The organism is Kitasatospora sp. NPDC059795 (genome assembly GCF_042732175.1).
Taxonomy (GTDB): Bacteria; Actinomycetota; Actinomycetes; order Streptomycetales; family Streptomycetaceae; genus Kitasatospora.
This window is the reverse complement of sequence record NZ_JBHWID010000042.1, coordinates 1-10529: the sequence shown is the minus strand read 5'-3', so window position 1 is coordinate 10529 and position 10529 is coordinate 1. Positions and strand designations below refer to the sequence as shown.

6 protein-coding genes and 1 CRISPR repeat array are annotated in these 10529 nt (G+C 70.8%); all 6 genes read right to left on the bottom strand.

All coding sequences use genetic code 11. The features are described from left to right. Positions 1–102 precede the first annotated feature (102 nt). A CRISPR array of direct repeats spans positions 103–1954; the repeat unit is 29 nt; unit sequence CGGCGAAGCTCTGCGCGCGGGGAGAGCAC. A gap of 59 nt (positions 1955–2013) precedes the next feature. The 6 genes from cas3 to casA are packed head-to-tail and all read right to left on the bottom strand — an operon-like array spanning position 2014 to position 9432. Next, complete coding sequence (cas3, locus tag ACFV4P_RS35730; RefSeq protein ID WP_380477660.1) at positions 2014–4725, bottom strand: CRISPR-associated helicase Cas3'; 2712 nt, start codon at positions 4723–4725, stop codon at positions 2014–2016. A gap of 4 nt (positions 4726–4729) precedes the next feature. Continuing rightward, entirely contained in the window at positions 4730–5419 is a 690-nt protein-coding gene (cas6e, locus tag ACFV4P_RS35725; protein WP_380477659.1) for a type I-E CRISPR-associated protein Cas6/Cse3/CasE, read from the bottom strand. Then, on the bottom strand, positions 5416–6141 hold the full coding sequence (gene cas5e / locus ACFV4P_RS35720; protein WP_380477658.1) for a type I-E CRISPR-associated protein Cas5/CasD: 726 nt from the start codon (positions 6139–6141) through the stop codon (positions 5416–5418). Before cas5e ends, cas6e begins: the two co-directional genes overlap by 4 nt. Then, entirely contained in the window at positions 6138–7343 is a 1206-nt protein-coding gene (gene cas7e, locus ACFV4P_RS35715) for a type I-E CRISPR-associated protein Cas7/Cse4/CasC (protein WP_380477657.1), read from the bottom strand. Before cas7e ends, cas5e begins: the two co-directional genes overlap by 4 nt. Positions 7344–7345: 2 nt before the next feature. Further along, complete coding sequence (casB, locus tag ACFV4P_RS35710) at positions 7346–7942, bottom strand: type I-E CRISPR-associated protein Cse2/CasB (protein ID WP_380477656.1); 597 nt, start codon at positions 7940–7942, stop codon at positions 7346–7348. Next, positions 7942–9432, bottom strand: coding sequence for a type I-E CRISPR-associated protein Cse1/CasA (gene casA / locus ACFV4P_RS35705; protein WP_380477655.1), 1491 nt, complete (start codon positions 9430–9432; stop codon positions 7942–7944). The genes casB and casA overlap by 1 nt, the downstream gene beginning before the upstream one ends. Positions 9433–10529 lie beyond the last annotated feature (1097 nt).

Below are 10529 nucleotides of genomic sequence, written 5' to 3'. Positions count from 1 at the left end.
CGCAGCCGCCCTTTGGCTGGTGATCGTGATCGTCCTCAACATCGCCGTTGGGTCATAGCTGACGCCACGTCTCTCGCCGAGTACTCAGGAAGCTTATTAAGGGACGAAGCTCTGCGCGCGCGGAGCGCACGAGGGGATCTTCTTCTTCGGCACAAGAAGCACCGGCGAAGCTCTACGCGTGCGGAGGAAGTTCCAACAAGTCCATAGCCGTCCACCGACCGTCCGGCGAAGCTCTGCGGGCGTCAGAGAGCACATCGCGGCGGAGACGCCGCTGGCCCGCCTGGTCGGCGAAGCTCTGCGCACAGGAGGAGCACCAGCACGCTCAGGTGCTCCACATCGGCTACGTCGGCGAAGCCCTGCGCGCGGGGGAAAGCACCACTCGTCGCTCTTGCCTCGCAGGTGGAGGTCCGGCGAAGCTCTGCGCGCGGGGAAAGCACCTGGCCGCCGCACACTACCACCGGGGCGCGATCGGCGAAGCTCTGCGCGCGGGGAGAGCACCGTGCGGTGGACGCCGTGCTGTGGTCCGGTGCCGGCGAAGCTCTGCGCGCAGGGAGAACACGCGGCCGCGGGATCGTCGGCGAGCCGTTGCAGCGGCGAAGCTCTGCGCGCAGGGAGAGCACGAGGTCAGACGGGCGGGCAGAGTTGGGCGAGGCGGCGAAGCTCTGCGCGCAGGGAGAGTACCCGGGGGCCCACTGGCCGAGCCGCTCGGCGGCGGCGAAGCCCTGCGCGCGTGGAGCGCACTCGGCGTTCCACGCCTCGTGGACAAACCTGATCGACGAAGCTCTGCGTGCGTGGAGCGCACCAGTCCCCGATGACGTACAGCTCATCGGTTCCCGGCGAAGCTCTGCGCACGTGGAGAACGTTCCAACAGCCCCGTAGCCGTCCACCGACCGTCCGGCGAAGTTCTGCGCGCAGGGAGAGCACGGTGCGGCGTGGACGGGCGCCAACTACCCCGACGGCGAAGCTCTGCGCGCAGGGAACGCACCCCCACGACGAAGTGGTCGTCCGCCGCCGGGTCGACGAAGCTCTGCGCGCGAGAGCACCGACGCCGTGCATCGCGGAGCCGAACGGGTCCGGCGAAGCTCTGCGCGCCGGGAGAGCACGGAACCCTGGCCGGGTACGCGGGGTGGATCAACGGCGAAGCTCTGCGCGCCTGGAGAACACTGGGCCCACTCCCACCCGCCCTCACTGGCCGGCGGTGAAGCTCTGCGCGCGGGAAGAGCACAGGCCGGTGCGGACGTCGCTCGTCGGCGCGGTCGGCGAAGCTCTGCGCCAGGGAGAGCACTGGTTGAGTGGTTCGCTGGTTGGGCAACCAGGCGGCGAAGCTCTGCGCGCGGGGAGAGCACGCCGAAGAAGGGCACGTCAGCGTTTCGATCGACGGCGAAGCTCTGCGCGCGGGGAGAGCACGTGCCCGGCTTCGGGCTGCCCGGCCTGCCCAACGGCGAAGCTCTGCGCGCGGGGAGAGCACTCTACAGCTCTAGGGGCAGGTCAGGGCCTTGCGGCGAAGCTCTGCGCGCGGGGAGAGCACGGGAAGACCACGCCGGGCGACGGCTACCGGTACGGCGAAGCTCTGCGCGCGGGGAGAGCACGGTGCCACGGAGAATGCGGCCGCCCGGTACACCGGCGAAGCTCTGCGCGCGGGGAGAGCACACTCCCGTACCAGCGCACTCGGCGCACCGCGCCGGCGAAGCTCTGCGCGCGGGAGAGCACCGTTGGTGGGTCATGGACTACGTACCGGATCACGGCGAAGCTCTGCGCGCGGGGAGAGCACACGCTGGTCAACGCGTTGGGTTCCTCAGCTGTCGGCGAAGCTCTGCGCGCGGGGAGAGCACCCGGCTCCCCCGGACACCGTCGTCGATGCGCAGGGCGAAGCTCTGCGCGCGGGGAGAGCACAGTACCTGTCGCTGATCAAGCGCGGGGAACCCCGGCGAAGCTCTGCGCGCGGGGAGAGCACCCTTGCTGACCTGCAGCAATGTGCGGCCTTTGCTATTTCTTTACCAAGGGGCGATTGTTCTACCGTCGTTCTCGGCGGTGGACGAGTCCGAGGTCCGGGTCTAGGCGGATGGTCGTGGTGGGAGTGCGGTAGGCGCTGGGCCCGGTGGGGGTGAGTCGGTGGGGCAGGAGGATCACGTGGCTTAGCGCGCTGACTCTGTGCCAGTTGGCGGGTGGTTCGGTGTCGGGGCTTCGGTCGTGGAGGAGTGAGGCGCGGATGGGGAGGGTGAGGTTCATCAGGTGGTGGGTGGTGGTGCGGTCGAGGCGGGTGGGCAGTGGCTGGGTGGCTCGGCGGTTGAGCCAGGTTCCGCGGGTGTTGGTGTAGACCGGCAGGACGCGGATGCTGTCGGCGCCGAGTCGGGTTTCGGGGTGCTCGGTTTCGCCGTTGGAGAGTTGGCGCAGGTCGGTGACGCGTCCAGGGCGTGGGACGGCGGTGGTTTCGGCTGCGGTGTCGGCGGCGTGTTCGGCACTGAGGCGGTTGATGCCGGTGGGGGTGGTGAAGTCGTCCTCGTAGACGGTGCTGAGGACGGGCGGGATGCCTTTGGGCACGTCTAGCTGGTGGTCCCCCGGTGGGCCGAGCATGTCGCGGGTGCGGAGCAGCAGTGATTCGTCGTAGACGTTCAGCCACGCGTGGGGCAGTGGTCCGGGTGGGACGAGGACGGTGAGGTGGGGGTGGCGGGCCCAGTCGGGGCGGTTGTCGCGGGGGTGGCGGTACTGGCGGCCGGCTCGTTGGATCAGCAGGGCGTAGGGGGCGAGGTCGGTGATGACGTGGTCGGTGTCGATGTCGAGGCTCTGCTCGGCGAGTTGGGTGGTGACGGCGATGAAGGGGCGTCGGAGGCGGGGGGCGTTCTTGCTGGTGCGGCGTTCGAGGGTTCGGGTGCGGGCGTGTCGGCGGTGGTGGGGGCATTCGGCGTGCAGGAGCAGGAGTTCGGGTGGGTCGGGCAGGGCTGCGAAGGTGTCGGTGAGGAGGGTGTGGGTGGCCTGGGCGTCGGCGATGGTGTTGCAGACGATCAGGACGCTGCCGGCGTGCTCGTCGAGGAGGGGCTGGAGTGCGCGGAGGATGGCGTGGGCGCGGCCGTGGGGGTTGCGCGGGTCGTGGGTGTGGGCGGCGGGGGTGACGGTGACGGTGAGGGTGTGCTGTCGGCTGGAGGGGATGGTGGGGCTGGTGGTGACGGTGCCGGTGCGGTGGTCGATGTAGGCCCAGCCGGGGTAGGGGATTTCGACGGGTGGGGTGTCGGTGTGGCCGGCTCCGGAGCGGTAGGCGTGGACGAGGTCGGCGGCGGTGCGGCCGGTGAGGGTGGCGGAGAGCAGGACGACGGGGATTTCGAATGCGGCGAGCCAGTGGAGGACTTCCTTGGTGAGGCGGTGTTCGTAGGGGCCGTAGGCGTGGGCCTCGTCGATGACGACGGTCTTGCGGGTGATGCCGAGCCAGCGGGCGGTGTTGTAGCGCACGGGCAGGACGGCGGTGGCGAGTTGGTCCCAGGTGGCGGCGCATTCGTACATCAGCAGCGGACGGTGTCGGCCGTCGAGCCATTCGTCGACGAGGGCCGCGTCGGGTGCTTCGGTGCTGATCGGGCGCAGAGGTCGGTAGGCGGGGTGGAAGCGGGCGAGGGCGTGGACCAGGCCGGTCGGGGCGGTCCCTTGGGTGTTGTCGCGGGTGCGCTTGGCGAGGCGTGTCCACATGGGCTCGCAGGTGGCGCGGGTGGGGAGGAAGATCGCGGTTCCGATGCTGCCTGCGGCGGAGCCCATGACGGCTTCGGTGAACAGGCCGGCCTCGGTCTTGCCGTTGCCGGTCTGGTCGACGATGACGGTCAGCCCAGGGCCGCGCTGGGCGACGAGGGCGGGAAGGTGTCTTTCGATGTCGCGTTGGAGCGGGTGAAGGGGGTGTCCGGCGAGGTGGGGGAACATCGCGTGCATGGTGGTGGGCGGCGGGGTGGTGGGGGTGGTGAGTTGGGCCTGTCGGAGGGTGGCGGGGGCGAGACGGCGGGCGCGGCGCAGGTGTTCGGCGGGGCTGGTGACGGTGTGGCGGTTCCAGTCGTCGAGGCGGGCGTTGATCCAGTCGGCCTGGGAGGAGAGCCAGTCGGCGAGGGAGATCAGGCCGGCGGTGAGGATCGCGGTGGTGGCCGGTGCGGGGCGGTCGGGCAGTCGGGGGTGGTGGAGGAGGGTGTCGGCGGTGCGGACGAGGTGTTCGCGTTCGCAGTCCCAGCCGTCGATGCCGAGGGCGGGCAGGGCGGTGGCGGGGTCAGTGAGTTCGCTGGCGAGGTGGCTGAGGGTCGGCAGCATGCTGCCGTGGTGGGCTCCGGCGAGTTGGGCGAGTTGCTGGGCGACCAGGTCGGTGGGTCTGTCGTCGAGCGGTAGTCCCCGGATCCGGTGCAGGAGTTCGGGCAGGACGAGGTGGGTGGCGCGTTCATGGGCGGGGACGGCGGCGTTGTCGGGCGGGGGCGGGTAGCCGGGGGTGCCGGTGAGGTGGTCGGCCTCGGGGTGTCGGCCCTGCCAGCCGGGGGTGATCTTGCCGGTGTCGTGGAGGGCGGCCAGCAGCATCAGCAGTGCGACGGTTCGGGGCTGGGAGAGGCGCCAGCCTCGGGTGATGAGTCGCCGCTGATGGGGGCTCAGGTAGTGGTGCCACAGGGCGGTCAGCATGGCGGCGCTGTCCAGTCCGTGCAGAAGCACGCCGTACGGGGCTTCGATGCCGGTCAGCTTCGCCCATGGCTGGGGGGATGGGCGGCTGGGCATGGTGTCACGGCCGCGGGACGGGGGCGAGGGAGAGCAGGCCGAGGCCGAACGCTTTGCCCTGGCCGATGCCGTGCGCGAGCGCGGTGTACAGGTCGCAGCTGTCGGTGACGTCGGCGATGCCTTCGAACCGGACGGCGGGCAGGCGCAGGGGGCGGTGGTGCTCGCTGCGGCGGGCGGTGATCGAGTCCAGCCTGGTGTCCGTGACGGTCTTGGCGTCGAGGCCGGCCGCTGAGGCGTGGCGGGCCCACCATTCGACGGCGTCGGCGCCCGAGAGCGGGGTGCGCAGCTCGCGGCGGTGAGCGGCGCCGGCGGCGCAGGTCCGGGCCGTGGTGGGGTTCGCGTCGATGCGATACCGGACGGTGCGGCCCTCGGTGGCCCAGCCGAGCAGCGGCGTCAGGTCGCGGGTTTCGATGCGGGCCGCGTAGTGGCGGGGCAGGGCGTTGCCGTTGACCGGGAGGCCGGCCTGGACGAGCAGCACCGGTCCGTGCGGTCGGCGTTCGAGGCGGTAGAGGACGCGGTGGCGCGGGGTGTAGCCGTCGGGGAAGAGGCTCTGGATGCGGTGGTGCAGGCGGGTTCGGTCGTGAAGGTCGGTCCAGGCGGTGCGGCTCGCCGGGTCGAGGACGATCTCGCTCAGGTGCATGGTCGGGACGTCGGCGGGCGTGCCCACAGCTCGGGGTTCGAGGGCGGTGCTCATGGTCGTGTCTTCCGGTAGTCGGTCAGGGCGGTGAGGTAGTCGGTGCCGAGGCCGCCGTCGGGCGCGTCGGGCAGGTCCAGCCAGCGGTACCAGAGGGGGTAGTCGGCGAAGCGCTGGCGGCCGCGGTAGTCCTGGCGCAGCGTCTCGTCGGCGGGTGCCCGGGCTTCGGGCGCCTCCTCGTAGACGAACTCGACGGGGCCGCCGGCGTCGCGGTGGAGGGGGAAGCAGCGCAGTTCACGGGCCGGGTCCGCGTCGGCCCAGGCGAGGAGCGGCACGTCGGGCGGGCAGCTGCTTCGGCCGAGGTAGGACGGGTAGACGGGGTGCTCAAGTGCACGGGCGAGGCCGGCGAGGGTGCTGCGCTGGCCGGTGACGGCGACGGTGAATGCGGCGTCGGCGAGGTAGTCGCGGTAGGTGAGGAGTGTTCCGCCCTTGGTCTTGTGCTTGCCGCGGGCGGTGGGCGGGGTCTTCTCGGGCGGGTAGCCGCCGCCGACGGTGTGGAAGTCGGTCTCGTTCCGGCCGGGGCGGTCGATGCGGATGGTGAACCGCAGGCGGCCGAGGTCCTCGCTGTTGTCGGCATCCGGCTCGCGGCCGAGTGAGGCGGCGAGCAGGCCGACCAGTGCGGAGCGGGTCGGGTGGCGGTGCGTGGGGTACACGTTGCGCACCTGCGCGCCGCCCCACGACTGGAGGGGTCCGGAGAGGTGGAGGAGCAGGCCGCCGGTCATGGGAGTGCCTCGGAGATCGTCTCGACGGTCCAGTCCACGAGTTCTTCGACCGGGTTGATCAGCGGGCCGAGGGCCGGCAGTTCGTCGGCCACGAGTCCGCCGTGGGCGTGGCCGGCCAGGCCGCCTGTGCCGAGGAAGCCGTGGATTGCGGCGGCGTGGGTGTTCAGGCGCCGGATGGACTCGGGAAGGTAGCCGTCCGCGCTGGCGGGTACCGCCTTCTCGTACGCGCCGACCAGGTTCACCGGCCGGTCGGTGCGTACCGCGATGTAGAGGACGTGCGGCACCGTGAAGGGGGCGGTGCTGCCGGCCTTGGCGTTCGGCGGCTCCAGCGCAAACGCCCGCACATACGCCTCGACCACCTTGCGCCCGGTGTTCTCCCAATCGTGGTTCATCCCGTCCAGCAGCCGGGTGATGTGCTGGGAGCTGTACCGGTAGAAGGTGCCGCTGTCGTATGTCTGGTCGCCCAGGTGCGCGGCGCCGTGCCGGTCGCCGTTGAGGCGTTGGGCGTCGTCGACTGCGGTGAAGAAGTCCACTTCCGGCTGCATCTCGTGGGTGGTCAGCGAATGGGCGGTGCGGATCGCCCCGCGGATCTCGGAGCCGGGCTCGTCGGCGAGCATCCGGCCGAACGCCGTGATGGAGGCGTTGCGGGTGGCCAGGACGGCGCGCACTTCCTTCGCCGGGACTGCCTTCGCCGCCAGTGCGGGCAGCGACTCCGTGCCGTGATCGTCGGCCTCTGTCTTCTTACCCGCGCTCGCCGATGCCTTCGCCGCTGCGGCGGACGCCTCGGCGAAGGCGGAGCGGTGGCGCTCGGCGATGTCGGCGAACGCGGCCGGGGCGGTGTCCGGCAGGAACAGCATCTCGTTGCTGGTCCCGTCCCTCCCCACGGTCAGTCCCTCGACCGAAGCCGCCTCGATCAGCATGCGCCCCGCGGCGGCGGCCTCGTCCGCGGGCCAGCCGCGTTCGGCCAGTTGGAGGGCGATCAGCTCCGGAAACCGGGTGGAGCGCAGCGCCATCTCGCCGAGTTGCTCCTCGACCGACATACGCAACGTCCGATCGGTGTTCTGCGAGGACACTCGCGATCGGAGGGTTCCTCCGTAGGTGGCGTGCTTGGGCTCGCCGAACCGTCCGCGGTTCAGGCTGGAGAACGGGTAGGACTGCAGGGCGTGCAGATCCAGGTGCAGATTCCTCGATCGGTCGGTCATCGTCATTCATCGCCGTTCGATGCGGTGGGCTGGTAGAACGCTCGGGCCCAGCGGATCCGGACCTCGTCGCCCCGGCGCTGCCACAGCGTCAGGTCCCGCAGGAGCGTGGCCCATTCGACGGGCGCGCGCTTGCCGCGGAGCTGTCCGACGACACCCGGCAGCGCCTCGTACAGCGCCGGCAGCATGAGTTGGGCGAGGTGGGCGAGGTCGTCCTCTGCCCGGCTGGACTTCATGCCGCCCGAGGCAACGGCCATCCGGTAGGACCAGCCGAGGTTCTGCCACGGCTTCGACACCGGCACCGCACCGAAGTCCGGCTCGCCGGGGCCGATCCGGGGGTTGGGCACCTCATGCAACGCATACAGCGAGGCGATCAGCAGGTAAGGGTACTGGGCGGTGCTCGTCGCCGCGGCGGGGATAGTCCCGTGCGGCAGCAGGTGTTCGAACATCGGCCACGGGTGGCGAAAGCCGTCCGCCAGCCCGCCCTGCAGGGCGGCTCGGCCCGCCGGCGTCGAGCACGCACGTCGGACGGTCACGAGGTAGGAGTCGAAGCGGCTGCGCCGGGCTGCTGTTCGCGGTGGGGGCGCGGTGTGAGTGTCCATCAGCGGGTCCCTCCTCGGTGCGCGCGGCGGGCGGCAAGGGCGAGAGGTGCGCGCTGGCGGGCGATAGCCCCCAGTCCGGGCGGCCGAGCGGCATGGGAACGGGTGGAGGTGTCGTAGATGTCGAGGGCGAGCCGGGCGAAGTCCGGATCTGAGTCGCCGGGCGGCGAGGCGACGGCGTTCCAGAACGGCCGGTCGGACCGGTCCCAGAACTCATGATCTGCGCGGTCGAGCCACGGGTTGGCGTCGGCGGAGCCTGGCGCGATCTCGGCCCAGGCCCCGCGCAGCGCCCTGTGCAGCCCCTTCGAGGCGCCGTCCACCGCTGTGGACAGAAAGGTGATGCGGGCAGCGCGCTCGGGATGGCGGGTGGGCAGGAACTCGGCCACGCTCGCGGGCGTGGTCTGGGCGAACCACTGCTCCTCGCCGCCCTCCCGCTTCGCCTGGTCCATCCCGAGGGCGCGCACCCGGATATCGCCGAGACGGTCGATCACGTCAGGCGGCATGTCGGCCAGCACACCGAGCCAGGCCGGCATCCTGACCTGCTTCGTCCCGGTGTCCGATGGATCGCGGGCATGGACCAGCGCGTCGAAGTCACGCAGCAGGCTGCGCCGGTAGTCCGCCCACCGGTACGCCTTCACGCCCTGGACGACGAACGGGTCGCGCACTGCTGGCGCGGCGGTCAGGGTGCCCCAGGCCACCCAGCAGCCGACCACCAGGTCCCCGTCGACGTCCAGCAGCACGGAGTGCGTCGACCGGCCCGCCAGCAGCGTCACCGGCCCCTGGACCTGGACAGGCAGCAGCGGATCGGTCAGAGCGGTCCGCTCCCACGGGGCCAGGTCCTCGCCCGGCGGGTCCGGCCACAGCTCCGGCGGTGGGCAGCCCAGCACCAGGCTGTCGAACAAGGTGCCGGCGAGTGGGTGGTAGGAGACGGCAGAGCGCAGACAGCCGGCCACCATGTACTTCCGGTCGATGCCGCCGTGTCGTCGCTGGGCACCGGTTCCGGACGGGCCGAAGCCCTGCCAGGCCAGCAGCCATCCGAACGCCTCGGCGAGCGGTATCGGCTCGGACTCCGGCGTGTGCGGGCGCCACGGCTGCGTGTTCCCCGACGCGCGGTCCATCGCCAGCTTCCCGGGCTCAGCCCTGCGCGAGCACTCCTCCCGCAGCCGCGGATCCTGCAGCAGCGGTCGTTCGCCGCGCAGCCGCATCCGCTCGCCGTGGGCCCGGAAGTATCCGTCGACACCCCGCTCCGGCAGCCTTCCCCGCCGGAGCACCGCCGTAAGCCGATTCGGCCACTCGTGCGGATCCACCGTGGCATCAAGTCCACTGATGCGCGCAGTGATCGCGGTCAGGAAGCGCCGCAGCATCGTCTCCACCGCAGGGTTGGGCGCGACAAGGTCATCAGCGAGGTGCGCCGCCATCAAAGCGATCGGCAGAGGGACGCGAACCGTGTCACCCGGCCGGCTCCCCGGAAGCAGCCTGTCGAGTTCGTCCACGTCTGCTTCCGTGGAGAAGGACAGATCGACATGCGGATACGAGTCGAGTCTGCGGGCTTCCATGAGGCATGACGCCTCCCTCAATTCGCCGCTTTAGCAATGCTGTTGGCGAACACGGTGCGCCGTTCGGCGCTCTGTTTCCAAGCCTAGTCCTCACCGCCCATCCTTGGCGGGCTGGGCAGGCTGGCGGTCTCATCGCCCAGAGCGCCTGCCTGTTCTCAATCGGTACGAGCGCCGTCGGAGCTCTCGCCGTGCTCGCCCTGCTCATCGGCTACGTGGTGGGCATCTGCACCAGCAGGACTCGGCCCCAGGGCATGGTCGAGTAGGCCGGCCAGTTCACCGCGATGATCAACGCCTCGGAACGCTAAACCCTTCGCTATCGGGGCGATCGTAAACCGGCTGCGCCGCTTCGCGGCCTTCCCTCGGAACCAGCCCGACTCCCAGTCGCCCCACCGCGGAGTTGGGAGTGCGGGGGACGGTGCACTGGGCGGCGTCGGTGGCCGGGGTCCGGCCGGGCGGGGATGGTAAGGATCCGGGAGCCGGCCGCTGTTGCTCGCGGACAGCAAGAGCCCGCGTCTCCCGGTGTCGGGGCCGCCAGGTGTAGAACGTCCGCCGTCTCTGACATTGGCCCTTCCGCGAGCGCCGCTGGCAGCTCGTCTCCGTACCCGCCGCGGTCAGCGGCTGGCCGGCGTGAGTCCTCGCGACCGGAGTCGGCGCGGACTCAGGCCGACTACTTGTGAGCGTTTTCGATCGCTCCATGGCGAAATAAGCCCCATGTGCGACGGTGACGCTTCCAGCTTCACGTGGGGGATTTCGTGGGGCCCTTCGGGGCGGCCGGCGGGCGGACGGCACGATACCGTCGGTGTCAACGGCCTTCCCCCACAGGGGGGTTGCCCCGCCCGATGTAGCGAGCACCGGGACGGGGCCTTTCGGGCCAGCCACGAGAGGTAACGCCTACCTATGTATTGACCCGAAACGCTAAATTTCCGGCACCTCGGCGATGTACTGAACTTGAACTCGTGATGTCGGTCGACTCGTGGTGGCGGCGTCAGGGTCCGAGACGTCGGCTGTTACCGGCTCGGGTTCAGGACGACGGC

Coding starts and splice junctions, on each gene's coding strand:
- cas7e (WP_380477657.1), bottom strand. CDS start 7,343: ATGACCGACCGATCGAGGAATCTGCACCTGGATCTGCACGCCCTGCAG.
- cas6e (WP_380477659.1), bottom strand. CDS start 5,419: ATGAGCACCGCCCTCGAACCCCGAGCTGTGGGCACGCCCGCCGACGTC.
- cas3 (WP_380477660.1), bottom strand. CDS start 4,725: ATGCCCAGCCGCCCATCCCCCCAGCCATGGGCGAAGCTGACCGGCATC.
- cas5e (WP_380477658.1), bottom strand. CDS start 6,141: ATGACCGGCGGCCTGCTCCTCCACCTCTCCGGACCCCTCCAGTCGTGG.
- casB (WP_380477656.1), bottom strand. CDS start 7,942: ATGGACACTCACACCGCGCCCCCACCGCGAACAGCAGCCCGGCGCAGC.